This is a genomic window from Paraburkholderia fungorum (genome assembly GCF_046027605.1).
In the GTDB taxonomy this organism is placed as follows: Bacteria; Pseudomonadota; Gammaproteobacteria; order Burkholderiales; family Burkholderiaceae; genus Paraburkholderia; species Paraburkholderia fungorum_F.
Genome location: NZ_JAQQEF010000022.1, coordinates 86,466 through 112,708 on the forward strand (window position 1 = coordinate 86,466; position 26,243 = coordinate 112,708).

Consider the following 26,243-nt stretch of genomic DNA (forward strand, 5'->3'; position numbering starts at 1 on the left):
GAACGCGGACCGCCGCGTATGGGCGCGCACGTCGAGTGCGTATTGCCTCATTGAAGCCACTGCCCGTGAATGCGTGCCGTGGCTTTTGTTTTGGTGCCGCCGCGGGCGGTCGCCGTCCCTTTTCGCCTTTCGGAATATTTCCAGGCCGAAATGAATGTAACAGGGGCTGACGAGATGTCGTCGCGCCATCTCGCCGATTCCCCGCGCATGCGCTGTAGATGGGCGGCGAACGCCAGAAAAGCGATCTCTCATCCGTCCCTTTCTACGAAATGTGTGCTTACAAGTGCTCACGTCTTCATGCGGTTTGGGCCGCTAAAGTTGGTCTCAAGCGTGCGGCGTCTGGTCCGAACCCAACATTGCGGTTCAAGTTGGACCTAACACGGGCGCTGGCTTGACACAAAACTTTGATGGGAGGTCACTTTGAAAACCTTTAACAAGACATCGCGTTCGATTATTGCAACCTTGCTGGCCGGCGGCGCATTGCTTGCGGCCGGCAGCGCCTTCGCCCAGGAACGGGTGGTCATCGAGAATGGTCCGGGACCGGCGGCCTACGGGCAGCCGCACATGATGCCGGTGGGCGTCTCGATCAACATCGGCTGGCATGGCGACCGGTATTACGACGGCCATCGCTACTGGGCTCATGACGACTGGATGCGTCATCACCCGCACGACAACGATCCGCATCACCACGACGACCATCGTCCGCCCCAGCGTTACTAATACCCGCCTGACGGCGCCGCGTGACGCGGCGTGAAGTCCGCAAAGCCGGTCCTTCCTCACGGAAGACCGGCTTTGTCACGTTCGGTCTTTAAAATTAACGCGCTGCGCTATGCTTGAACGCTTTCATCGATGGCAGCAGGAGAGCGGCGTGAACAAGGCAGTGATAGGTGTAGTCGGTACGGGATTGATGGGCGTCGGCATCGCGACGCAAAGCGCATTGCACGGGCATCGGACAATCGTCCACGACGTCGACCCAGCACGCCTCGCGAGCGTTACACCGAAGGCGGAGGCGGTGCTCGATGAACTGATCGACGCCGGACGTATCGACCACGCTGCCAAACAGGCGGCGCTTTCGCGCATCGAGACGCACGCGCAACTCGATGTCATGGCGTCGGCGCAATTCGTGATCGAGGCGATTCCCGAGGTGCTCGAGTTGAAGCATCGGCTGTATGCGTCGCTGGCCGGCCTGATGGCGGACGATGCGATTCTCGCGAGCAACACGAGTGGCTTTCCGCCTGACCAACTGGCCGCTCCGCTGCGCGCGAAAGAGCGTTTTCTGATCGCGCATTTCTGGAATCCGCCGCACATGATTCCACTTGTCGAAGTCGTGCCGGGTACCGCAACCGCGCCGCAAGTCACTGAGCAGACCGCCGCGTTGATGAGCGCGATCGGCATGGAGCCGGTGGTGCTGGCGAAGGCGATTCCAGGTTTTGTCGGCAACCGGTTGCAGTTCGCGGTGCTGCGCGAGGCGTTGCACATCGTGCGCTCGGGGGCGGCGACGCCCGAAGTGGTCGATCGGGTCATGAAGGCGTCGCTTGGACGCCGGTGGGGGATCGTCGGACCGCTCGAAGGCGCGGACATGGGCGGACTGGACACCTTCGTCGATATTTCCACGCATCTGATGCCGGAACTCGCCAAAGACGAAGATGTGCTCGATCTGCTGCGTGCGCAGGTGAATGCGGGGCGCGTCGGCATGCGCAGCGGCGCCGGTTTCTATGAATGGGACGAAGCCCAGTTGACGAAAGTCAAGGAAGGCCGCAAGCGGGTGATCAGCCGCGGGTAATGGAGCCAGACGCGAGGCGGGAGGCGCTTTCCGCTGCTACGCAGCCGACGATCGACCCGGCGCCGCCGCCAGCTTATTTCGCTGCCTCCCGATTCCACTCAGAATCGATTCCGCCAGTCCCTTCGGAAATCCTGAAGGCACCAGACCGCTCACCGCGTTGATCGCGTGATCGGTCGAGTCGACTACTTCGGCGATGACGTCCCGCGCCGTCTCGCTTCCCAGCTCGACTTGTCGGGCCTGCTCGATCCAGTGCCGACGCTGAATCTTGTCGATCGGATAGTGATTGGTACTGCCACGAACGGCCATCGCCATCTTCGCCTCCTGACGCGCAATCTGATTGCGCCCCGGGCCGATGACCGGATGTGCGGAGAGCACGTCGTAAAGCGGCGTCGAGCGGTATAAGCCGTTGGGTAAATGGAAAATGCTGAAGTTCTTCGCGTGCCCATCCGTTGCCGCCAGTAACCAGAAGACGAGTTGAGTTTTGAAGAACTGGCGCCGGTCCTGATCCGCGTTTTCCGACCCGAGCAATACGTCCATGATCTCGGCGATGCCCGGCCCACCGTCAGCCTGGTACTTCAGGTGCGAGGGCCTTGCGGTGGCCTGGCACATGTCTTCCTGAGGAAGGCGCACGATCCAGTTCGCGTCACTGGACAGCCTGCGGTCGAAGCGCTCAACCACGAGCGCTTCTGATCCTCGAACGTTGCAATCTCGCAATCCGCCACGGCCAGTCCATACGCCGCTACGATTTTCGAGCACAGCCATTCGTTTTCGATCGACGTCCGCATATCCGCCTGCATGTTCCCAACGAGGCCGAGCGGGAGCTTGAAGATATGCGTGGTCGGCGTAGTCTGCGGTATAAATACCTCCCGCCTCATCCGCCAACCCCAACGTAAAACCATGTCCCACTACTTCTATGATCCCGCTGCCGGTCATGGCCTGCCGCACGACCCGTTCAAGGCCATCGTCGCCCCGCGTCTGATCGGCTGGATTTCCTCACGCGACACCGACGGCACGCTGAACCTCGCGCCTTACAGCTTTTTCGGCGCGTTCGCCAGCTTCCCGCCGATCATCGGATTCTGCAGCGAGGGCCGTAAAGACAGCATCGCCAATATCGAGGCGACTGGCGAATTCGTCTGGAATCTCGCCACCAGGCCGCTCGCCGAGCAAATGAACCGCTCCTCCGCGCCGGTCCCGCCGCACATCGACGAATTTGAACTCGCCGGCCTCACGCCGGCGCCGGGTCGCAATGTCAATGTGCCGCACGTCGCTGAAGCGCCGGCCGCGCTCGAATGCAAGCTGCTGCAAATCGTGCGGTTGCATACGCTCGACGGCAAGCCAATGGACAACTATCTGTCCCTCGGACAAGTGGTCGGCGTTCACATCAACGAGGCCTACCTGAAAGACGGCCTGTTCGACACGCACGCCGCGCAGCCCATCATGCGCGCCGGCTACCGCGCGGATTACGCGGAAATCGGCGAGATGTTCCAGATGTTCCGCCCGAGCGCATAACAGTCCGTAAAAAGCAGCGGTGCGCCACGTAATGCGTGGCGCGGCCTCAGCCTTTGATGACGTGACGTCGCGGCCCCATCGCCTCCGGGCAGCCCAAAGCCGCCCCTCCCAAACTGGCCCGCTTGATGCTTGCAACCGACGCTCCAACGCGTCGTTTTCACCTGCCGGCTCACTCAAGAGGAGCGCGATCATGTCCGCCGAATTCGCCACGCAGTTCAGCCATGTCCGTCCGCAAGACACGTCCTACGTGGATCAGGGCCTGCGCGACTTTTTTCTTTACCGCGATTTAGGCATCGCGCAAGCAACTGGCGGCAAGGTACTCGCGCAACTCGTCAAGGCGAATCACGCACCAGAGCAAGGCACGGGCTGGCACCGCCATGAGGCCGATTTCCACATTGTGATCATGCTGAAGGGCTGGGCGCGCTTCATGTACGGCGACAAGGAGACGCTCGTCGCCGCCGGCGATTGCGTGCATCAGGCGCCGGGCATCATCCATTACCTATTCGATTACTCGGAAGATATGGAGTACATCGAAATTGTCTCGCCGGCCGATTTCAAGTCGATTGAAGTCGACGGTCCGTGCGAAGTGCCTGCGGTGCAGCCGTGGAAGAACGTCGCGGCTTGATCGCCGCTGTGTAAAGCCGCGGCACCTCGCATACCGCGGCCGTCCAACCGAACAGTTCATTGCGCCGCCGGCGGCCGCCGGCGCGGCGCGCGTGACGCTTGCTGTGGCTTGGCGGCGTCGCCGGCCATGGCTCCGTTCGGCGTGGCAGCCGTCACGTTGGTATCCATCTCGACATCGCCGACCGCCGCCGCAGCCGGCGCTGCGGCCATCACCTCAGAAGCCGCGGCCACCGACACCGGCTGGATCGTGCGCGCCCGCGAACTCACCAGCACCGCGCGTGGCTCGTTGTCGTAAATCACGGCCCGTACGCGTGGATAGATCTGCCGCTCCCACCGATGCCCATTGAACACACCATAGTGCCCCACACCGGTTTGCACGTGATGCGTCTTCAGATATGGCCGCAACTTGTCGCACATGTCCTGCGCGGCGAGCGTCTGCCCGACCGCGCAGATATCGTCTTTTTCTCCTTCGACCGTGAGCAACGCGGTGCGACGAATCTTCGAAGGCTCCACGAGACGCCCTTCTACTTCGAGCTCATGCAACGGCAGCGCATGCCGCTGAAAAACCGTATCGACCGTCTCCAGATAGAAGTCGGCCGTCAGGTCCATCGTCGCGAAGTACTCTTCATAGAAAGCGTGGATCGTGTCGGCCTTCACCGGATCGCCTTTGGCTCGCTCGTAATACAGGGTATCGAACGAATCGAGATGGCGGCCGAGGTTCATCGACATAAACGCGGTCAACTGCACGAAGCCGGGATACACGCGACGATGCGCGCCCGCAAAACCGAACGGCACAGCGCTAATCAGGTTCTGCTCGAACCACTCGATCGGCTTGCTCTTCGCGAGTTCGTTGACGCGCGTCGGGTTGATGCGCGTGTCGAGCGGGCCCGCCATCAGCGTCATGCTCGCGGGCTGCGCGGGATTGTCATCGGCGGCCATTAGCGCGACCGCGGCCAAAGCGGCGACCGTCGGCTGACACACCGCCAGCAGATGCGTGCCTGTTCCGATCGTCTCGGTGAAGTCGATCACGTGCTGCACGAATTCGTTGAAGCCAAAACGGCCCTGGGTTAACGGCACATCACGCGGGTTGTGCCAATCGGTGATGTAGACATCGTGCTCCGCCAGCATCGTGCGCACGGTGCCGCGCAACAGTGTCGCGAAGTGGCCGGACATGGGCGCGATCACCAGCACGCGCGGCTGCGGATGCGAAGGTGCAACGTCCTTACGAAAATGCAACAGCGAACAGAACGGCGTGCGCGCGGCCACTTCCTCGACGATTTTCACCGGTTTCCCTTCCGTCACGACGCTATCGATGTCGAACGGCGGCCTGACGGGCGTGAGTCCTGCGAGCGTCAACAACTCGCAGGCCGCGCGTATCGAGCGTCCGTGCGACGTATCGCCGAACGCAGGCCACGCGTCGAGCGAATGATTCACCAGCGCCGCGCTGTGCCGCATCGGCAGCATCATGTCGGCGAAAGCCTGGTATGTGGGATATGCGAACAGGTTCATAACCTTCGCACGAATGCAGAAAAGGAAGGAGCCCGAATAGAGGCAAGTCATGTGCCAATCATGCGGCCGCACTGGCGCGGCCGTCCCTCACGTTGGCATAGCATTTGCGCGAGTCATGCGAGCGGGCCGAAATTGCCGCGCTTTGGTGCGCCCGCGCACGGCAACGTGCATGCGCATCGTCAGGCGCCGGCGGAGCGCCTCATCTGGAGGAGAAACGTATGGCAAATACCACGCTCACCATTAGCAGCAAGAATTATTCATCGTGGTCGCTGCGCGGCTGGCTGCTGACCAAATTTAGCGGCTTGTCTTTCGAAGAGATCGTGATGCCGATCGACGACCCTGCCGCGCGCGCCGAATTGCTGCTGCTCTCGCCGTCGATTCTGGTGCCGTGTCTCTTTCACGATGGCATCAAGATCTGGGACACGCTGGCGATCGCCGAATATCTCAACGAGCTGAAACCGGAAGCGGCGCTATTGCCCAAGGACATCCGCGCGCGAGCACATTGCCGCTCGATTTGCGGTGAGATGCATTCGGGTTTCGGCTCGCTGCGCTCGGCGTTGCCAATGAATCTCAAAGCGCACTTCCCGGGCTTCAAGGTATGGGCGCGCGCGCAGTCCGACATCGAGCGCATTGTGACGATCTGGAGCGAGTGTCTGAAGCAGTATGGCGGGCCGTTTCTGTTCGGCGAACGTAGCGCGGCGGATGCGATGTACGCGCCGGTGGTGACGCGTTTCGTTACCTACGACGTCAAGCTGGATCCGGAGATTGTCGACTATGGGCAGCGCATCATCGCGCTGCCTGAAATGCAGCAGTGGATCGCGGACGCGCAGCAGGAAGTGGAGGAGATCGACGAACTGGACGTGGAGTTTTGACTCGCTTAATCCCGTCGCGCCTCCAGCTTGAACACACTCACTACCTGCGCCAGCCGCGCAGCCTGATCGCGCAGTTCAGCCGCCGCGAGTTCCGCCTCGCCGACGATCGTCGCATTCTGCTGGGTTGCCTCGCCAATCTGCGTGACGGCAAGGTTGACCTGTTCGATGCCGCCCGATTGCTCGCGTGACGCAGTGCTGATCTCCGCCATGATCGCGCGCACCTGGTCGACTTGCTGAACGATGCCTTGCATCGTCGAACTGGCTTCTTCAGCGATCCGGAAGCCGCTCTGAACGGTCGCTGTGGAGGCGGCGATCAGGCCTTCGATCTCCTTCACCGAAGCCGCGCTGCGCTGCGCGAGCGCGCGCACTTCCGACGCCACCACCGCAAAGCCCTTGCCGTGCTCGCCGGCGCGCGCCGCTTCGACGGCAGCGTTCAGCGCAAGGATATTGGTCTGGAACGCGATGCCTTGGATCACGCTGGTGATCTCGGCGATCTTCTGCGACGAGCGGCTGATCTCGCCCATCGTCGAGACCACGCGTTCGACGGCGCGGCCGCCTTCGAGTGCGGCGTCCGCGGCTTTCGTGACGAGCGTGTTGGCTTGCGTGGCGTGGTCGGCGTTCTGCTGCACGGTCGACGTGATCTGTTCCATGCTGGCCGCTGTTTCCTCGAGGCTGCTCGCCTGCGTGGCGATCCGCGCGGCGATGTTGCCACTGCCGGTGGCGATCTTTTCGGTGCCTTCCGACATATCCGCCGACGCATTGCGCACTTGCGAAACAATGCGCGCGAGGCCTTCGCCGATGCCGTCGATCGATTGCATCAGGCGGCCGATTTCGTCGCCGCGCGCATTCGCGCCATTCGCCACGCGCACGCTCAGGTCGCCCGAGGCAAAGCGCTCGGACGCCTTCGCGGCTTCATCGAGCGGCCGGCTCACGAGACGGCGCACCGCGATCAGGAACACGATCGCGAATGCGCCGACCAGTGCGAAACCGATCAGCAGGAATTCATTGCGCGTCGTGACGACGTCCGCCATCACCTCGTCGCGCGGCGCGACACCGCCCACCAGCCATTGCCATTCAGGCACCGTGATGAACGAGACGAATTTGTCGCGCGCGTTGTGCTCACCGAGCGTGGCGTCGGCGGAACTGAATTCGAGCTGGCCTTGCTTCATGTCGAGCATTTGCTGGTACGGCGCATTCGTTTTGCCCGCGTTCTGACCGGCGGCGGCCGGATGCACGATCAGCTTGCCGCGATCCGCGCCTTTCGACGCGTCGACCACGAAGTAGTAGCCGCTATCGCCGATTTTCAGCTTGCTGATGCCGTCCTCGACTGACTGGATCTCCTTGTCCACATTCACGCCCACGAACAGCGCGCCGATCACGCGGCCGCTTGCGTCGGCAATCGGCCGATATTGAGTAATCAAACGTTTGCCGAAGAGCGAGGCGAGTCCCGTATAGGATTGGTTCGCGAGGATCTGCCTGTACGCTGGCGCCGTGCGGTCGAGCAGCGTGCCGATGGCGCGTGAGCCGTCCTGTTTTTTCAACGACGTCGTCACGCGGACGAAATCGTCACCGCTGCGCGCGAACACGGTGGCCACTGCGCCGCTGCGTTCGAGAAACTGGTCGGGAATCGAGAAGTCCATGTTCAGGACTTTGTCACCGGCCTTGATGGCCGGGGTCGCAACGCCGTTGATGTCGACTTTCTGGGTCTCGTCGAGCGTGTAGCCCGTGGGCAGGAAGCTCGCGAACAGCGACATCGAGCGATCGACCTCGTCTGAGAGCGCCTTGTCGAACAGCGTGATCATCGCGGCGATCGAGCGGTCCTTGTCGGCGATGCGTTCGAGCACCTGATTGCTGACTTGCTGGCCGGCGGCGCGGGTGAGCGCCAACGTGAAGGCGGCGAAAATCAATGCCACCAGCACGCAAGACAGCACGGCAAGCCGGGCGCCGACACTGGCGCGGCGCAAAGAGAGAAATTCCATGGGTGCTCGGGGTAAAGAAAGACATGTAGTGCGCAAACCATGCGAATTCATGGCTTACACCCATATGATGATTACGGCCGATTTCCCGATATCTTTAGCGTTTTAGAAAGCTCGTCGTAATATATCGACGTAAATTGCCCGTCAACGCATCAACGCTTCAGCACACCAAGGCATCAGCGAAAGGGCGTCAACGCATCAACGCGCCGACGCCCCGCGCCAGGTGCGCAGCAGAAGCGCATTGGTGACGACGCTTACGCTCGAAAACGCCATCGCCGCGCCGGCCAGCATCGGATTCAGCAAACCGAACGCGGCCAGCGGGATGCCGATCAGGTTATAGACGAACGCCCAGAACAGATTCTGCTGGATCTTGCGCCAGGTCCGGCGCGAAATATCGATGGCGTCCGCCACCAGCGCGGGGTCGCCGCGCATCAGCGTGATGCCGGCCGCCTGCATCGCGACATCGGTGCCGGTTGCCATGGCGATGCCGATGTCGGCGGCCGCGAGCGCGGGAGCGTCGTTGATGCCGTCGCCCACCATCGCGACGATGCCGGCGCTGCGAATTTTCAGGTCGCGGATCACGCGGGCCTTGTCGTCAGGCAGAACTTCGGCGTGAAATTCGTCGATGCCGAGTGCCTTGGCGACGCTCGCCGCGCTGCCGTGGTTGTCGCCGGTGACGAGCACGCTTTTGATGCCCATCTGGGCGAGCCGTTCGACGGCCGCGCGGGCGTTCGGTTTGACCGTGTCGCCGAAAGCGATCAGGGCGAGCGCGACCGGTGCAAGCGGCGCGCGCTGCATCAGCCAGGAGACGGTGTTGCCGGCGGCTTCGAGCTGTTTTGCGCGCTGGGCGAGTTGCGGTGGCAACGGGATACCGAGTTCGTTGAGCCAGCGCGTGCTGCCGAGCGCCAGCGTACGGCCGTCGATGTCGGCTTCCACGCCTCGTCCGGGCACCGCGCGCGCGGCGTTTGCTGTGAGGGTTGTAATCGGCGACTTTGCCGCGAGCTTCACTCCGTCATACGCCTTCACCACCGCCCGCGCCAACGGATGATCGCTATGCCGCTGTACGGCCGCGGCGAGCGCCAATGCCTCATCGCGTCTCATATCGCCGATCGCCTCGAACGCCGTCACCGAGGGTCGCCCGACCGTCAGCGTGCCGGTCTTGTCGAACGCAACAATATTCACCCGATGCGCGGTTTCCAGCGCCTCGGCATCCTTGATCAGCACACCGTGCCGCGCGGCGACACCGGTGCCGGCCATGATGGCCGCGGGCGTCGCCAGTCCAAGCGCGCACGGGCAGGCGATCACCAGCACGGCGACCGCATTCAGAATCGCCGCTTCGCCGCCGGCGCCGGCAATCAACCAGCCCACCAGCGTCAGCGCCGCAATCGCCAGGATCGCCGGCACGAAGATCTCGCTGACCCGGTCGACCAAACGCTGGATCGGCGCCTTCTCGGCCTGGGCGCTTTCCACGAGACGGATGATGCGCGCGAGCGTGGTTTCCGCGCCGATCGCGGTGGTCGTCACCGCAATCGCGCCTTCGCCATTGATCGAACCGGCGGTAACCGGATCGGCTGCCTGTTTCGGCACCGGCAGGCTTTCGCCGGTGATCAGCGATTCGTCGATATGGGTACGGCCTTCGAGCACCGCGCCGTCGACCGGCACGCGTTCGCCGGGGCGCACGATCACCACCGTGCCGACCCGCACCTGCGCGAGCGGCACTTCGCGTTCCTCCGCGCCGACGCGGATTCGCGCGCGATCGGGGCGCAGCGCGTTGAGCGCGCGGATCGCATCCGTGGTCTGGCGCTTGGCGCGCGCTTCGAGCCATTTGCCGAAACGCACCAGCGTAATCACCACCGCCGACGCTTCGAAATACAGACGCGTCATGTCGCCCGGATGGGTGGCCAATTGATAGACGCTGATCCCATAAGCCGCCGACGTGCCGAGCGCCACCAGTAAGTCCATATTCCCGGCGCCGGCCCGCACCGCACGATAGGCCGCGCGATAGAAGCGTGCGCCGAACACGAACTGCACGATCGAGGCAAGGGCGAATTGCAGCCACGGGGAAAGCATCGCGTGCATGCCGAACCATTCGCCGACCATCGGCAGGACGAGCGGCAGCGTCAGCACGGCGGAGGCGAGCACCGTTGCCAGTTCGCGGCGGGTTTGGATGCGTTTGCTGTCGGCGGCGTTGGCAGCGGTGGCATTGTCGGCCGACGCCGACGCCGACGCCTCGGGCGGCAAAATCAACGTTGCTTCGTAGCCGGCCTTCTTGACCGCTGCGACCAGCGTGTCTGCATCGGTATTTGCGTCCGAGCCCGACTCGCTGAAATTGACGGTTGCCGTTTCGGTCGCCAGATTCACCGACACACCGGCGACGCCCGGCACCTTCGCGAGCGCCTTCTCGACGCGCGTTGCGCATGACGCGCAAGTCATGCCACCAATCGCCAGTTCCTTGACCTGCGGCGCTTGCGCTGGGGTGAAGTCTGGAAGCGCGGCCGGCGTCGCCTCGTAACCCGCCTTGCGCACGGCACTGGCGAGCGTGTCGGGGTCGACGGCAGCATCGCTGTCGACGCTGGCTTTTTCCGTGGCCAGATTCACCGACGCGCGCGTGACCCCCGGCACTTTGGCCAGCGCCTTCTCCACGCGCATCGCGCACGAGGCGCAGGTCATTCCGCCGATGTCGAGTTCGGTGGTTCTGGAGGACGTGGCGTCCGCGGGACGCAGTGGGGAGGCAAGTTCGGTCATGGTCAGCAGGGCTCATAGCGGCATCGGGCCGCATCATGAGTCCAGTATCGACCTTCCCATGATGGGAAGGTCAAGGACGTTTTTGTGGCGAGCTCAAGCGCCGCCACCGGCCACAAAATACGCCGGTCGAAAATAGGCTCAGAACGCGGGCGGCGCGTCCAGCATGGCCTGACCTACTGCCTTCTGTTCGTCGCTGGCGCGCGCCAGCAGCGTTTCGGCCGCACCGCGCCGGTCGGCGGCTTCCTTGTTCTGGCCGAGTTTCCACTTGCCGACCAGTCGTGTGATCTCGATCTCGAGGCCGACGATCGCGCCAAGCATCTGGGCGATATAGTCGGCCGGCGCGTCGCCCATTTTCCACGGCACCGCTTCGCCCGCTTCCATTTTGCGGGTGAGCCGCGCGACGAGGCCACGCAAGAATGCCTCGTCCTCGCGCACGACGATCCGGCCATGCGCGTGCACGACCATGTAGTTGTAAGTCGGCACCTGGCGATGTGTCGCGTGCTTGCTCGGATACCAGGTCGGCGAGATATAGGCGGCCGGCCCCTGGAAAATGACGAGGGTCTCCGGGTTGGCGGCGACTTCCTGCCAGACGGGGTTGGCGCGGGCCACGTGAGCGCGCAGCACGCCGTGGGCATGCGCGGGCGCGCCACTTCCTGCCGAAGCGAGCGCCGGGTCGGCGCCGGCGGCGCGCTGCGCGTCATCCCTTCCGGGGCTTGGCTTCGCGTCGAACTCAAACGGCAAATGATTCGCATCGAGCCCATTCGGTCCCTGGGTAATCAGCGCGCCGAACGGCTGCTCGGCAATCAGGCGATGGAGAACCTCTGGGCGGTTCTCTTCAAAATGGGCAGGCATATACATAAAGCACTCCGGAGACAAAAAATCGGCGGGTGGTCGGAAAGGGCGGCCAGCAAGGCAAGACCCAGCACGGAAGTGACAAGAATCGTCAAGCTTATTGTCAACGGTGTTCGCGCGCGCATTACAACGCGCTATTGCTGCCTTTGCGCTTGCCTGGTGAGCAAGGATACGATACAACCCGATGTTGTCGGCATCGCAAGCCGCGGACTGGCTGCGCTCGGCTTAGGGAGGCCACGCAAACAGGTTTCGCTGCGCACCGACGTCTCCCTTAGGACCGACGTTCCGCCACCTGAACGAATGATAAAAAATCGCCAAGAACTGTTTTCGCTTCACTGGACCTGCGCATCGCTCGCAGGCCTCGCATTTCTGGCTGGCTGTGCGTCGACTCCATCCACGACGCAAAAAACCACTGGCTGGATCAAGGACGAAGTCGCCGATTCCTATGTGTTCGGCTATCCGCTGGTGCTGATGGGTGTCGCGCGCGACGCGGCGGTCGGCACCGATCCGGGCCAGGCGCCGGTCAATACGCTGCGCAACGCGCAGGCCTTGCCGCCAATCGGTGCAGCCAATCCGCTGCGGCCCAGTCTCGACACGCTCGACTCGACCGGCTGGCTGGACCTCGGCAGCGAGCCGGTGATCGTGTCGTTGCCCGACTCGCATGGCCGCTACGTGGACGCCCGTGTCCTCGACATGTGGACCAACGTGGTGTGGTCGACCGGCTCGCAGTTTGCCACCCGCGCAGCGGGTATCAAGGCGCAGACGATTGCCTTCGTCGGCCCCGGCTGGCAGGGCGATCTGCCCAAAGGCGCGAAGCGCGTCGACGTGCCGACCCGTAACGCCTGGGTGAGTGTGCGTATCCAGTCGAACGGTACCCGCGACCTGACGGCGGTGCGCAAGCTGCAACGCGCCATCCGCGTCGCGCCGTTGAGCGTCTATGCCGGCGATACGCGCGTGGCGTCGATTACGCCGCCGCGCAGCAACGCCGCCGATGTCGCCGCCGCGGCCGCTTCCGGCACGCCGCCTGCGCAAGTCGCCGCGCTCGACGCGAACAGCTTCTTCAGCAAGCTCGCGCAGGCCTTGCCTGACAATCCGCCGACACCGGCAGATCCGCATGCGCTGAAAATCCTCTCGGACCTGGGTGTGACGCCTGGCGATCCGGTGAAGCTGCCGAGCGCGCCCGAGGCAATCGCCGCGGGCCTGGCCGACGGCCACGAGCGCGTCGTCACGCCGCCGTCCAATCTGCTGAGCGGCAACGGCTGGAGCTGGTTCGGCGACGGCGTGGGCAACTACGGCCCGGACTACGCAATGCGCGCTTACGCCGCTGCGAACACACCGGGCATCGGCACGAAGGACGATGAAGTGCGCGCGATTGTCACCCAGGACAGCGACGGTCATGCGCTCAACGGCGCGAACCGCTACCTGATCCACTTCGCGCCGAATCAGTTGCCGCCGGTACGCGGCTTCTGGTCGATCACCGCTTACACGAAGGACGGCGCGTTAGGGGAAAGCGCGCCGGCGCGTCTGGCGGTCGGCGATCGCAACGGTGCGCGCCGCAATCGCGACGGGTCACTCGACGTCATGGTGTCGTCGGCGCGCAGCAAGAGCGGCAACTGGTTGCCGGCGCCGCGCGCCGATCTGCAACTGATGCTGCGTTTGTATGCGCCGAAGCCGCAAGCTACCGACGGCAGCTGGCAACCGCCGGCGGTGGTTCGGCAATGAAGTGCGCGTCACCGAAGTGTGTCTATGAAGTTCGCCAATAAAACGCGTCGGTGATATGCATCGGCGGACGCGACAGTGATATGCGTCACTGTTGTGACAGCAATGCATGAGTAACGCATAACTCGGCATAACTCAGCCCCATGTCCGCCGCTTCGTGCCGGCGGACATGCGGTGCTGTAACGCGCAACAATGTGTAAGCTCCGGCTTACATTTCTATGCCGCGTAAGATTCACCACTTATACTGCCGCTTGCGGGATTTTCGTTTCGCGGCGGGCTTGCCGCCGCATTACCCAAGACCGAGCATGGCAAGCCTCAATAAAGCATCATTCGCCTCTTCCATGCAGACCGTGCGCGACGTCGCGCAGTCACGCCGTACCCGGCGTGTCATCACCGGTGTGCTGATCTTTCTCGTATTGTTCGGTCTGCTGGGCTTTTTCGCGGCGCCGCCGTTGATTCGCCACGTCGCCGAGCAGCAACTCAGCAGGCAACTCGACCGGCCCGCCACGATAGGGCGCATTGCGCTGAATCCGTACACGCTTAGATTCGAAGCTGATCGCGTGCATATTGGCGAGCGCGGCGGCGCGGGCGATTTTGTCGATATTTCGCGGCTCATCGTGCAGCCGTCGTGGAGCTCGCTGTTTCGCGCCGCGCCGATCATCGACGAAGTACAACTCGATTCGCCGCGTTTTCATATCGTGCGCTACGACGCGCAGCGCTTCAATTTCACCGATCTGATCGAAAAATTTTCGAAGCAGCCGGCCAAGCCCGATAGCAAGCCGACGCTGTTTTCGGTGTCGAACATCCGCCTCGAAAACGGCCAGATCACGTTCGACGACAAGCTGCTCGGCGCAACCCATGTGATCGATCAATGGAAGCTCGGCATTCCATTCATCGCCACGCTGCCTTCGAAAACCGACATCTTCGTCGAGCCGCTTTTGCGTGCGCGCATTGACGGTAGTCCGCTCGCTATCGACGGCAAGACCAAGCCGTTTGCAGCGTCGCGCGAGTCGGAAGTGTCGTTGCGTTTCGATGGGCTCGACGTGCCGCGTCTGATGTCCTATGTGCCGACCAAGCTGCCCGTGATCGTGCAGAGCGGCAAGCTGTCCACCGATCTCAAGCTCAACTTCGTGGTCTCCAATGATGCCCCTTCGTTGCGCGTGGCGGGCACGGTCGATTTGAACGATGTGGACGTGCGCGACCAAGGCAAGGCGCCATTCTTCGCGGCGCGCGCGGTGCATGTGGCGGCCGCGACGCTCGAGCCGTTGAGGAGCCTGTATCACTTCGACGATATTCGCATCGACGCGCCAAGCGCCAATCTCGCGCGTGATAAAGACGGCGTGTTGAGTGTCGAGAAGATGTTCGCGCCCGCGCCCGCTGCGAAGGCTTCCAGGTCGGCAGCGGCGTCTGCTTCCGCGGCGCCCGCTTCTGCGGCCACGACGGCTCAAAACGCCGCCAGCGCACCCGTCGCTGCATCCGGTGCGAGCGCCACGGACAAGACCGCACAGCCTCTGGATCTGTCGATCAAGCGTTTCGCGCTCAACGACGGCACCGTGAGTATTCACGATGAAGCCGCTTCGCGGCCGGTCGACCTTGGCCTGCAAAAACTGGCTGTCACGCTGACCGATTTCTCGACACTCGCCACCGCGCCGGCGCACTACACGCTGAACACCGGCTTCAAGGATGCGGGCGGTTCGCTCGGCGCGGCGGGTGCGTTCGGCCTCGTCGCGAAGACGGCCAGTGCGAAGCTCGATCTGAAGTCATTGAAGTTGCCGCTGCTGCAACCGTATCTCGACACCGCAACGGCCGCGCAGGTGGTGGACGGCGCGCTGTCCGCCAACGCGAACATCGGCGCGAACTGGTCGAAGTCCCCCGCCGCTGTGATGGTCACCGACACGCAACTCGATCTACAGTCGCTCAAACTCGCGGCACGCGGCGACACGACTCCGGTGGTCTCGCTCGCGCAAGGCACGGTGACGGTCAAGCAGGTGGACGTCGCGGGACGTACTGCCGACATCACCGGCGTCGACACGACTGGCCTCGTGGTCAACGCGCAGCGTCTGAAAGACGGCAGTATCGACCTCGCCGCGCTCGCTGGTCCGCATCAGGCCGAGCAGCAGCGCACGGCGATCCATGCGGTGAAGAAGGCGCAAGCCGAAGGGCCCGCGTGGCATTACAAGATCGGCGAACTCAACCTGAAAGACGCGAGTGCCAACTTCACCGACAACACCACGCCGCGGCCAGTGAAGCTGAGCGTGACGCCGCTGCAACTGAAAGTGCAGCAGATCAGCGACGATCTGAGCAAGCCGCTGCCGATCGATCTGCAAGCCACGCTCAACAAGAAAGGCACGCTCGGCGTAAAAGGCGATGTCACGGCCACGCCGCTCAAGGTGGCCGTCAAGGTGAACGCGAACCGTCTGGATGCGGCGGCTTTTGAACCGTACTTCGGCGGCAAGCTGAATGCGTTGATCGCGAGCGCGTTGCTCAATGCGAACGGCGACCTCGCACTGAGCCAGGCGAAGGCGCTCAAGGCGACGTACCGCGGCGACGTGGCGCTCGTCGACGTACGCATGCTCGACAAGGCGACGTCCGACCCGTTCGCGGGTTGGGGTTCGCTCGCGCTGACTAATCTGAAGGCGGACTACGACGAACACGGCACGGTGGTCGATGCGGGCCGCGTCACCTTCACTAAGTTCTATGGGCGTGTGCTGCTCGACGCGCAAGGCAAGCTGAATCTAAAAGACGTGGTCGCGCATGAAAGCGGCGCCGCGCAATCGCTGACGCGCGACAAGAGCGGCCACGAGCCGGTGCCGTTGACGCCAGAGGCCGCTTCTGCGCCCGTGGTGGCATCCGCCCCGCTTCCCGCATCTTCTGCAACGCCGGCCACGGTGACCGCCGCTACGCCGCCGCAAAGCCCGGTCAAACTGCACTTCGGTCAACTGGTGCTGCAACAGGGCCGCGTGACGTACACCGACAACTTCATCAGGCCGAACTTCACGGCGAACCTGGTTGGCATTCAAGGCACAGTCGGTGCGTTCGGCACGCAATCGACCACCTCCGCGCCTGTCGACATCGCCGCGAAGCTGGCCGCCAATGGTCCGCTGTCGATTCGCGGCACGGTCAATCCGCTGATCGCGAAACCGGCGCTTGATCTGACCGCGAGCGCGCACGATATCGAGCTCACCAATCTCACGCCCTATTCGGCGAAATACGCCGGCTATCCGATCACCAAGGGCAAGCTGAACGTCGATCTGCACTACAAGCTCGATAATGATCAGTTGAACGCGAACAATCATATTTTCATCGACCAGCTCACATTCGGCGATCACGTCGAGAACGATACGGCGACCAAGCTGCCGGTGCGGCTCGCGATCTCGCTCCTGAAAAACTCGCGCGGCGAAATCGACGTGAATCTGCCGGTGTCGGGATCGTTGTCGAATCCGGAATTCAGCATCGGCGGCTTGATCTGGCATGCCGTGCTCAATCTCTTGCAGAAGGCTGTGACCGCGCCGTTCTCGCTGATCGCCAACGCCTTCGGCGGCAACGGTGAGGAATTGGGTTACGTCGAATTCGAGCCGGGTTCAGCGAAACTTTCGGATGCCGCCGACAAGAAGCTCGACACGATCGTGAAGGCACTGGCTGACAAATCGTCAATCCGTATCGACCTGATCGGCCGTGTCGATCCGGCTGTCGACGAACCCGGTTTGCGTGCGCAGTACGTTGAACGCCAGGTCAAGCAGCAGAAGATCAAAGACGTGGTGGGCAACGGCGAGAGCGTCGATCTGTCGACTGTGACCGTTGATCCGAAGGAATACGACAAGTACCTGAGCAAGGCCTACAAGTCGGCCGACTTCAAGAAGCCGCGCAATTTTGTCGGCCTGACCAAGGGCCTGCCGGACGACGAGATGAGGAGCGCACTCGCCGCCAATGCTCCGATCGACGACGCCAGCTTGCGTCAGCTCGCGCAGCAACGGGCGCAGGCGGTGCAGCAGTATTTCGATGGCAAGATCGACAGCAGCCGCGTGTTTATCGTCGCGCCGAAGCTGAATGCGGATGGAATCAAGGACAAGGGCGCGACGACGCGGGTCGACTTCGGCCTGAAGTGATGGGGGTGCGCGCTCAGGCGGCGCGCGTAGGCCTTTTCTTCAACACCGTTTGCTCGATCACCCGCGCGAGCGTGTCGAACGCCGGACCGATCTTCTCGTTCGCCACGCAGGCGTATCCCAGCAATAGTCCGCGCCGCGCGGGCGTCTCGCTGCTGTAGTAAGCGGCGAGCGGCCGCACGATCACACCGGCGTCGTAGGCCGCAGCGGTTACCGCGCGATCATTCGCATGATCTGGCAGGCCGAGCACCAGATGCAGCCCGGCTTCGTCGCCCATCACCGGGAGTTCGTTGCCGAAACGCGCGGTGATCGCGTCGATCAGGATCTGCCGGCGCTCGCCGTAGAGTGCACGCATACGGCGAACGTGCGACGTGAGATGGCCGTCCATGATGAAGTCGGTCATCACTGCTTGCTGCATCAATTGTCCCTCGCGATACAACTCGGCCACGCCCGTGCGGAACGTATCCACCAGATGCTCCGGCGCGATCATGTAGCCGATCCGCAAACCGGGAAACAGCATCTTCCCTAAGCTGCCAACGTAGATTACCTGGCCAGCGTCGTCGAGTCCTTGCAACGATGCTAGCGGTCGGCTGCCGTAGCGGAACTCGCTGTCGTAGTCGTCCTCGATAATCCAGACGTTGTGCCGGCGCGCGTATTCGAGCAGCGTGCGGCGGCGCGCGAGACTCATCACCATGCCGAGCGGATATTGATGCGACGGCGTGACGAGCGCTAATCGCGGTGGCTGCTGCAGATCCTGTTCGCGTGGGTTGAGGCCCTCGTCGTCCACAGGCACGGGCACCAAGGTGATTCCCGACGACTGCAGCACGCTGCGCGCGCCCCAATAGCACGGCTCTTCCACCCATGCGCGATCGCCGACGTCGGTCAATAAACGCACCGCCAGATCGATCGACTGATGAATGCCGGTCGTGATGATGATCTGATCGGGCGTGCAATTCACCGAGCGCGCGACGCGCAGGTAATCGGACAATGCGCGCCTCAGTGGCCGATAGCCGCCGCCGGGCGCATAAGTCAGCAGATCGGGGTTGGCTTCCTTCCACAACTTCGCCTGCAAGCGGCTCCAGGTGCGCGCCGGAAACTCGGCGACGTCGGGCACGCCCGGCATGAACGCCCCCCACTGTTTGGCGGAGACGCCTGCCTGATCGATCAGCCGGCGTCCGCGCGTGGAGAGGTCGCCGAGATCTCGTTTTGGCGACTTCTGGGCCGCTTCCTCGTGCTCATCCACGCTCGCCACCGCCGGCTTCTTGCGCCCATTCACTGCCGCCGTGTCCGGCCGCGTGTCGGCGACATACGTGCCGCTGCCGGTGGTTGAGATGACATAGCCCTCGGCGGTCAACTGATCGTAGACGTGCAGCACCGTATTGCGCGCGATGCCGAGGTCTTCAGCGAGCGTGCGCGAACTCGGCAACTTGGTGCCAGGCGGCAGTTGGCCGGTCAGGATGGCCTGCTGCATCAGCCGCAAGGTCTGTCTGTAGACCGGTTCAGCGGCCGCGCGATCGAGCCGCGCGGCGAGCCAATCCGACAAGATCACGGTGTCCAAGTGGTTCTATCCGGAATAATGAAATGGTTCCATATTGTAGAACCGTAAGGGACTATAGTGAGCCACGCAATTGACGCTATCCCTCTGTCTTGCAGGGGGAGCCAGCCGAACCGCAGAGGAGACGAAGGTATGAAAACCGATGACGTGATCGTCAGCTTTCGAGGTGTGCGCAAGACATACGACGGCGAAACGCTGGTCGTCAAACAGCTCGATCTGGATATCTACCAAGGCGAATTCCTGACGCTGCTCGGACCTTCGGGATCAGGGAAAACCACGTGTCTGATGATGCTGGCGGGTTTTGAATTTCCCACCGGCGGCGAGATCTGGCTGGACGGCACGCTGCTCAATACCGTGCCGCCGCATAAGCGCAACATCGGCATGGTGTTTCAGAACTACGCGTTGTTTCCGCATTTGACGGTCGAGCAGAACGTCGCGTATCCGCTCACCGTACGCAAACTCTCCGCGCAGGAGCGCGCTGACCGCACGAATAATGCGCTGAAGATGGTGCGCATGGAGAGCTTCGCGAAGCGCTATCCGGCGCAGCTTTCCGGTGGTCAGCAGCAACGTATTGCACTGGCGCGGGCGCTGGTTTTCGAGCCGAAGCTCGTGCTGATGGACGAGCCGCTCGGCGCACTCGACAAGCAGTTGCGTGAGCATATGCAGTACGAACTTAAATCATTGCACGAGAAGCTCGGCGTGACATTCGTCTATGTGACGCACGATCAGGGCGAGGCGCTGACCATGTCCGACCGCGTTGCCGTGTTCGATAAAGGCATCGTGCAGCAGCTCGATACCGTCGACCGTCTGTACGAATCGCCGTGCAACGAGTTCGTCGCCAACTTCATCGGCGACAGCAACAAGCTGCGCGGCACGATTGCGAACGTCGATGGCGAGTACTGCGAGTTTCATCTGATTGACGGCACGCGGCTCACGGGACGCAATATCGGTGGCGCGCGGGCGGGCACGCCGGCGGTGGCTTGCATCCGGCCCGAGCGCATGAAGCTCGCCAACCTGATGAATGGCGTGTCACGACCGGGCGCCAATGCACTAAGCGGCGAAGCGCGCGGGCTGATCTATTTTGGCGACCACGTACGCATGCGCTGTGGGCTGCCGGAACAGGACGAGTGCTTCGTCAAGGTGCCACTGGGCACCGGTGCACTCGAAACCTTCACGCCTGGTGCGCCGGTTGCACTGGAGTTCGCACCGGAACACCTGCGGGTTTTTGCCGGGGCGTGAAGGCGTTTGGCGCGAAGCGATCGACGGAATTCGTTCGGTGCGGATCGTTCGGCGCAGCGGGTCCAACGTAGTTGATCAAATTCAGGCAGGTCGAGTCCGCAGCACATAACAAGCCGTACCGTAGTTCGCTGAAGTTGAAAGCACACCACCAAAGGAGAGCAAGACACCATGAACAAGATCGGGAAATCGCGCTGCGCCATCGCTGTCGGTGCTGTCGCGCTCGCGCTGGGCGCCGCGCAAGTCAATGCAGCTGAACTGACGGTCGTCAATTTCGGCGGCGCGAATGGCGACGCGCAAAAGGTCGCATTCAACCAGCCGTTCGAAACGCAAACCAACAACAAGGTGACTGCGGTCGAATATAACGGCGAGCAGGCCAAAGTTAAGGCGATGGTCGAAGCGAAGCATGTGAATTGGGACGTGGTGGAAGTCGAATCGGGCGACATCGGCCGAGGCTGTGATGAAGGGTTGTACGAGAAGCTCGACTGGTCGAAGATCGCCAAGAAATCGGATCTGATTCCGGATGCACCGCAAGCTTGCGGCGTGGGTTTCTTCGTGTGGTCGACAGCACTTGCGTACAACGCCGACAAGCTGAAAACCGCGCCGACGGGCTGGGCCGACTTCTGGGACGTGAAGAAATTCCCCGGCAAGCGCGCGATGCGCAAAGGCGCGCGTTACAACCTGGAATTCGCGCTGATGGCCGACGGCGTGCCGCCGAAGGACGTCTACAAGGTACTCGCCACCAAGGAAGGCCAGGACCGCGCATTCAAGAAGCTCGACGAACTGAAGCCGAATATCCAGTGGTGGGAAGCGGGCGCACAGCCGCCGCAATTCCTCGTTGCGGGTGACGTGGTGATGTCCACTGCGTACAACGGCCGTATCGATGCCGCGCAGAAGGAAGGCAAGAATCTCAAGGTCGTGTGGAACGGTAGCATCTACGACCTCGACTATTGGGCGATTCCGAAGGGCTCGCCGAACAAGGCGCTGGCTGAGAAGTACATCGCGTATTCGCTTACGTCGAAGCCGCAGCAGGACTATGCACATAACATCGCGTACGGTCCGGTGAATGTGGCGGCGATCAAGGCGCTCGATCCGAAGACGCTCGCGAATCTGCCGAACTCGCCGGCGAATGGCAAGAACGCAGTGTTGCAGAACCTCGCGTTCTGGACTGACCATGGCGATGAGCTGGAGCAGCGGTTTTCGTCGTGGGCTTCGAAGTAAGCAGGCTTGCGTGAGGGGCACGGCTTCTTTGTTGGTGAAGTCGTGCCGTATCGATGCAGGACGACGCGTGTCCATTTGAATGATGTGGACGCACGGTGGGATGCAATGGAGACGGACGTGACTACGATGACGATCGCCGCTGATTCGACGCCCGAGTCGAGTGTTCGGCTGAAGCGAGAACTGAAGGCCGCGGAAGCGAAAAAGCGCGCAATGGCGCTGCTGCTGATCGCACCGCTCGCCATTTTTCTGCTACTGATTTTCGTCGTGCCAATCGGTGCGTTGTTGACGCGCGCCGCGCAGAATCCGGAAGTTGTTAGCGCGTTGCCGCATACGCTCCACGCATTGCGCGATTGGGACCGCAAGACGCTGCCTCCTGACGCGGCGTATGCCGCATTGGCGGTGGACCTCGCCGCAGTCGCCGATAGCGACGGCATGGGTGCGCTGGCACGCCGCTTGAACGTCGAAATTCCGGGCTACCGTTCGCTGGTCGCGAAGTCGGCTCGCGCGATGCCGTTCGTCGACGACAACAACAAGCCATTAGCGCTCGCGCCCGCTCAGGTTCACGCGAAGTTCGTCGAACTCGACGAGCGCTGGAATGACGTCACCTACTGGCAAGCGATTGCCAAGAATTCAGGGGTGTATTCGCCGTTCTATCTGCTGGCTTCGTTGGACCACAAACAGGACGCGTTCGGGCATATCATTCCGACCGATCCAGACCAGCAGATCTATCTCGCTGTGTTTAGCCGCACGTTTGTAATCGGCGCGGTCGTGACGTTTTTCACGCTACTCCTCGGTTATCCGCTCGCGTACTGGATCTCGACGCTGTCCGACCGTCGCGCGAATCTGGTGATGATTCTCGTGCTGATTCCGTTCTGGACGTCGATCCTCGTGCGCGTCGCCGCGTGGATTGTGATTCTGCAAAGCGAGGGGCTGGTGAACAAGGCGCTGATTGCGAGCGGGCTATTGCATGACCCGCTGGCGTTGCTGTTCAACCGCACCGGCGTGTACATCTCAATGACGCACATTCTGCTGCCGTTCATGATTCTGCCGTTGTACAGCGTGATGAAGTCGATCCCGCCGACTTATCAGCGCGCCGCGATTTCGCTGGGCAGCCATCCGTTCGCCGCATTCTGGCGTGTGTATGTGCCGCAGACGTATCCGGGCATCGGTGCGGGCGCACTGCTCGTGTTTATTCTGGCGATCGGCTATTACATTACGCCGGCACTGCTCGGCGGACCCGGCGACCAGATGGTCAGCTACTACGTCGCATACTTCACCAACGTGACGATCAATTGGGGTATGGCGTGCGCGCTCGGCGGTCTGCTGCTCGCCGCGACGCTCGTGCTGTATGTCATCTACGGGCGCTTCACGCGCTCGTCACTCAGCCTTGGCTGATTGCCTGAACGGAGCTTACTCGCGATGAAACTTGCCAAGCCCTTGTTCGCGCCGCATACATCATGGGTTGAACGCGCGTGGTACTTCGCCCTGCGCGCGCTGGCCGTGCTGACGCTGCTGTATCTGATTTTGCCGGTGCTGGCGATTGTGCCTTTGTCGTTTTCATCGAGCACGTTTCTGGTGTATCCGATTCCGGGCTGGTCGCTGCGTTGGTACCAGAATCTGATTGCGTCCGATGAGTGGCGCATGGCCGCGAAGAACAGCTTTATCGTGGCGCCGTCGGCGACGGTGGTCGCGACCGTGCTCGGCACGTTGGCTGCAATTGGGCTGACCAAAGCGAACTTTCGCGGCAAGGCGCTGCTCATGGCGATTCTGATTTCGCCGATGATCGTGCCGGTGGTGGTGGTCGGCGTCGGCATGTATCTGTTCTTTGCGCCGCTGGGGTTGGCGAATACGTATATCGGGCTGATTCTGGCGCATGCGTCGCTAGGTGTGCCGTTTGTCGTGACGACGGTGGCTGCGACGTTGCAAGGCTTCAATTACAACCTGGTACGCGCCAGCTTGTCGCTGGGTGCGAATCCGCTGAAGACATTTTTCCGGATCACGTTGCCGGTGATTGCGCCGGGTGTGATCTCAGGTGCGTTGTTTGCGTTTGCGACTTCGTTCGATGAGGTTGTCGTGACGCTGTTTCTCGCGGGCGCGGATCAGACGACGCTGCCGCGGCAAATGTTTACGGGCATTCGCGAGAACATCAGCCCGACGATCGCGGCGTTGGCGACAATTTTGATTGTGTTTTCGACTTGCTTGCTGCTGGCACTGGAATGGCTGCGGGGGCGGAATGCGGCGCGGGCGGTGAAGGTGTGAGTGACAGGCCGTATCAACGACAGCCGTCCCGACCTTCTCCGATGCGGACTTTTTCTGCGTTTGACGTGGTCTTCCCAAAAGTCTCAACTTTCTGACGTCAATCTAAGAATCTTCCCATTCCCCCTCTAGCTGCGTCTCTTCATACTCAGAACCATCCTAAAGAAGATGCGTTCGACGCAGAAATCCAATGAAATTCCAATTAACGGTCCTCGCATGTGCGCTGGCCTTATCGGGTTGCGCGGACCATGCCGCGCGTGAGCGGCTCGGCATCGAAGATGCCACCGTGCTGAAAACTGGCGTTGGCACCTCGCAGAACGAGGCCGCAGGCGCGGTCAACGGGCAATGGATCGACACCTACGCGCCGATCGTCAGCAGCCGCACCGCGCTGACATCGTTGCAACAACGGCTCGATCAAGCACCGGGCGACAAAAACAGCTATTTCCACGCGAAGGCGCAATGCTGGTTAGACGCAGGCCAACAGGCCTGGCAGGCTAACGATCACTGGGGCTTCGTCGAGGAAGCAATCGGCCAGGCCGCAATGATTACGATGAACCTTGAAAAGGGCACGCCATTATCCGCAGCTAATCCAGCCTTGCGCACTGTGTCGAGCGTGCGCCCTGATCTGTGGAAGATCGTCAACACTATCAAGTCCGATCCCGCCATCGCCCACTGTCCTGAGGCGCAACAGCCGCTTGCGTGTGCCGAAGTCGAACTGACGCAAGCTGGACATGACGCATGGACGCGGAGTTTCTCGAACGCTGAAAAGCGCTTGCCGGAGGTTCAGGATAACTTGCGGAAATCAGCGGAAACGGCGCTGCAATGCTCGCAGGCGAAATCGGTGTCGGCAGCACCGGCGCGGGTACCGCAAAGGATTACGCTGCGAGCGGACTCCCTCTTCCGCTTCAATGGCGCTGACGAGGCAGCGATCTTGCCGTCCGGCAAGAAACGCCTCGATGACGTGGTGACTGGCATGAGACAGGCTCCCGCCATACGCGAACTGAAGATCACAGGTTATGCCGATCGGCTCGGCAGCGATGCTTACAACCGGAGTCTGTCTTTAAAGCGTGCACAGACTGTCATGCACTATTTGCGCGTCCACGGCATGACATTACCGATAGAGGCGCTGGGCGAAGGCAGTGCGAATCAAGTGGTCACTTGCGAGCAAACAAAGCGCGACGAACTGGTGCAATGTCTTGCGCCTAACCGGCGGGTGGAGATCGAGTTCCTGGCGGCTGACTCGTAGCTTGCCGTACATCGGATGACACCTGATATCGGCGGATGATGTCGTCGTTAGGTCGGTCAACATTTCGACTACTCAACGTCATATTCCGGTGGTATCTCATGTCGCTTAATCTTTCTTCGCCGTAATTTCCGGCAACGCGCCGGGCAAGCATCCCTCTGCAAAATATCCGCGCCGGAAATTTTGGACGGACAACGCAGCAGATTTCTTGTTCGAATACGGATTCTTTTGACGTGCTGCCCGTGGGCGTTGGCGTGGCAAAAATGAAAATTTTATTAGGAATACAATATATGTCTAAAATTTTGATTGTCGACGATCACCCCGCATTTCGGCTGGTTATCAAAATGCAGCTCATGCAACTATTGGGTGTCGAAGAAGTAATTGAGGCCGACAACGGGCAAACTGCTGTTGAATTGGCACGTCAGCATGCACCGAAACTTGCGATACTTGATCTCGATATTCCGCGTATCAGCGGACTTGATGTCATCCCGCGCCTCAAGCTCGCGCATCCGTCGATTCGCATGCTGATATTGTCAGGCCAGGATCCGGCCACGTTTGCACCTCGGGCAATGCGCTCCGGAGCGCAGGGTTTTGTTGCAAAGTCGCAGGAAATGAAGGAAATCATGCGCGGCGTGGAGGCCGTGTTGGCCGGGTACACTGTATTTCCCGTAACCGCTAGTGTTGGTGGATTCTCGTCCAATTCGGATGGTGAGAAAGAGGAAGACAGACTTACACAGTTATCGGACAAGGAACTCGTGATTTTGCAGATGCTTTCGAAAGGCATGTCGAACAAGGCAATTGGAGACGCGCTGTTCATCAGCGACAAGACGGTCAGCACCTACAAGAGCCGCATCCAGGAGAAGCTTGGATTGTCGTCCCTGGCTGCGCTGATCGAGTTTGCTTCATTGCACCGACTGATCGATTGAGTATTGCGGGCTATGAAAAAAATGAGCCTGCCTGGTTCTGCAGCAGGCGCGCGTCGTGTGCCGCGCTTGTCTCCCAGTTTTTCCCGCACTGCGAGGGTCGCTTCGATTCGTTTC

General features: G+C 61.7%; 18 protein-coding genes and 1 pseudogene. 13 read left to right on the plus strand and 6 right to left on the minus strand.

Going from position 1 to position 26,243, the window contains the following annotated elements; genetic code table 11:
• The first annotated feature begins 420 nt into the window (after window positions 1-420).
• Both PQR53_RS29080 and PQR53_RS29085 read left to right on the plus strand, forming a co-directional pair.
• Window positions 421-720, plus strand: a complete 300-nt coding sequence (locus tag PQR53_RS29080) for a hypothetical protein (protein ID WP_408461812.1) — start codon at window positions 421-423, stop codon at window positions 718-720.
• Window positions 721-829: 109 nt separating this feature from the next.
• A complete protein-coding gene (locus tag PQR53_RS29085; RefSeq protein WP_408461815.1) occupies window positions 830-1,783 on the plus strand; it encodes a 3-hydroxyacyl-CoA dehydrogenase family protein in 954 nt (317 codons plus the stop codon).
• A gap of 36 nt (window positions 1,784-1,819) precedes the next feature.
• Here the strand turns inward: PQR53_RS29085 and PQR53_RS29090 are convergent.
• Window positions 1,820-2,631 (minus strand): annotated as a pseudogene (locus PQR53_RS29090) (HipA domain-containing protein); the annotation flags it as partial.
• A 49-nt stretch (window positions 2,632-2,680) separates the two neighbouring features.
• Here PQR53_RS29090 and PQR53_RS29095 point away from each other — a divergent pair.
• Complete coding sequence (locus PQR53_RS29095; RefSeq protein ID WP_323045709.1) at window positions 2,681-3,292, plus strand: flavin reductase family protein; 612 nt, start codon at window positions 2,681-2,683, stop codon at window positions 3,290-3,292.
• A 190-nt stretch (window positions 3,293-3,482) separates the two neighbouring features.
• A complete protein-coding gene (locus PQR53_RS29100; protein ID WP_408461817.1) occupies window positions 3,483-3,917 on the plus strand; it encodes a cupin domain-containing protein in 435 nt (144 codons plus the stop codon).
• Window positions 3,918-3,973: 56 nt separating this feature from the next.
• On the opposite strand, the gene PQR53_RS29105 is transcribed toward PQR53_RS29100, so the two are convergent.
• Complete coding sequence (locus PQR53_RS29105; RefSeq protein WP_408461820.1) at window positions 3,974-5,425, minus strand: polyhydroxyalkanoate depolymerase; 1,452 nt, start codon at window positions 5,423-5,425, stop codon at window positions 3,974-3,976.
• Window positions 5,426-5,643: 218 nt separating this feature from the next.
• Between PQR53_RS29105 and PQR53_RS29110 the strand changes: the two genes are divergently transcribed.
• Window positions 5,644-6,297, plus strand: a complete 654-nt coding sequence (locus PQR53_RS29110; protein WP_408461823.1) for a glutathione S-transferase family protein — start codon at window positions 5,644-5,646, stop codon at window positions 6,295-6,297.
• Window positions 6,298-6,302: 5 nt separating this feature from the next.
• Here PQR53_RS29110 and PQR53_RS29115 read toward each other — a convergent pair whose 3' ends face one another.
• From PQR53_RS29115 to PQR53_RS29125, 3 genes are all read right to left on the minus strand, one after another.
• Complete coding sequence (locus tag PQR53_RS29115) at window positions 6,303-8,276, minus strand: methyl-accepting chemotaxis protein (RefSeq protein WP_408461826.1); 1,974 nt, start codon at window positions 8,274-8,276, stop codon at window positions 6,303-6,305.
• Between the two features lie 195 nt (window positions 8,277-8,471).
• Window positions 8,472-11,018 (minus strand): heavy metal translocating P-type ATPase, encoded by a 2,547-nt coding sequence (locus PQR53_RS29120; protein WP_408461829.1) that lies wholly within the window; start codon window positions 11,016-11,018, stop codon window positions 8,472-8,474.
• A gap of 138 nt (window positions 11,019-11,156) precedes the next feature.
• Window positions 11,157-11,876 carry an FMN-binding negative transcriptional regulator gene (locus PQR53_RS29125; protein WP_408461832.1) on the minus strand — a complete coding sequence of 240 codons (720 nt, stop codon included), beginning with the start codon at window positions 11,874-11,876 and terminating at the stop codon, window positions 11,157-11,159.
• Between the two features lie 294 nt (window positions 11,877-12,170).
• On the opposite strand from PQR53_RS29125, the gene PQR53_RS29130 reads away from it, so the two are divergent.
• Both PQR53_RS29130 and PQR53_RS29135 read left to right on the plus strand, forming a co-directional pair.
• Window positions 12,171-13,592, plus strand: a complete 1,422-nt coding sequence (locus PQR53_RS29130) for a DUF1254 domain-containing protein (RefSeq protein WP_408461835.1) — start codon at window positions 12,171-12,173, stop codon at window positions 13,590-13,592.
• Between the two features lie 302 nt (window positions 13,593-13,894).
• Entirely contained in the window at window positions 13,895-17,695 is a 3,801-nt protein-coding gene (locus PQR53_RS29135) for a DUF748 domain-containing protein (protein WP_408461838.1), read from the plus strand.
• 13 nt (window positions 17,696-17,708) lie between these two features.
• Here the strand turns inward: PQR53_RS29135 and pdxR are convergent, their stop codons facing one another.
• A complete protein-coding gene (pdxR, locus tag PQR53_RS29140; RefSeq protein WP_408461840.1) occupies window positions 17,709-19,250 on the minus strand; it encodes a MocR-like pyridoxine biosynthesis transcription factor PdxR in 1,542 nt (513 codons plus the stop codon).
• 129 nt (window positions 19,251-19,379) lie between these two features.
• Between pdxR and PQR53_RS29145 the strand changes: the two genes are divergently transcribed.
• The 6 genes from PQR53_RS29145 (at window position 19,380) to PQR53_RS29170 (ending at window position 26,129) form a co-directional block, all read left to right on the plus strand.
• Window positions 19,380-20,486, plus strand: a complete 1,107-nt coding sequence (locus PQR53_RS29145) for an ABC transporter ATP-binding protein (protein WP_408461842.1) — start codon at window positions 19,380-19,382, stop codon at window positions 20,484-20,486.
• Between the two features lie 168 nt (window positions 20,487-20,654).
• Window positions 20,655-21,704: an ABC transporter substrate-binding protein gene (locus tag PQR53_RS29150; RefSeq protein WP_408461845.1), complete on the plus strand. Its 1,050-nt coding sequence runs from the start codon at window positions 20,655-20,657 to the stop codon at window positions 21,702-21,704.
• 117 nt (window positions 21,705-21,821) lie between these two features.
• Complete coding sequence (locus tag PQR53_RS29155) at window positions 21,822-23,099, plus strand: ABC transporter permease (protein WP_408461848.1); 1,278 nt, start codon at window positions 21,822-21,824, stop codon at window positions 23,097-23,099.
• A gap of 24 nt (window positions 23,100-23,123) precedes the next feature.
• A complete protein-coding gene (locus PQR53_RS29160; RefSeq protein ID WP_408461850.1) occupies window positions 23,124-23,963 on the plus strand; it encodes an ABC transporter permease in 840 nt (279 codons plus the stop codon).
• Window positions 23,964-24,150: 187 nt separating this feature from the next.
• Entirely contained in the window at window positions 24,151-25,206 is a 1,056-nt protein-coding gene (locus PQR53_RS29165; RefSeq protein WP_408461853.1) for an OmpA family protein, read from the plus strand.
• 287 nt (window positions 25,207-25,493) lie between these two features.
• On the plus strand, window positions 25,494-26,129 hold the full coding sequence (locus PQR53_RS29170; RefSeq protein WP_408461875.1) for a response regulator: 636 nt from the start codon (window positions 25,494-25,496) through the stop codon (window positions 26,127-26,129).
• The last annotated feature ends 114 nt before the right edge of the window (window positions 26,130-26,243 follow it).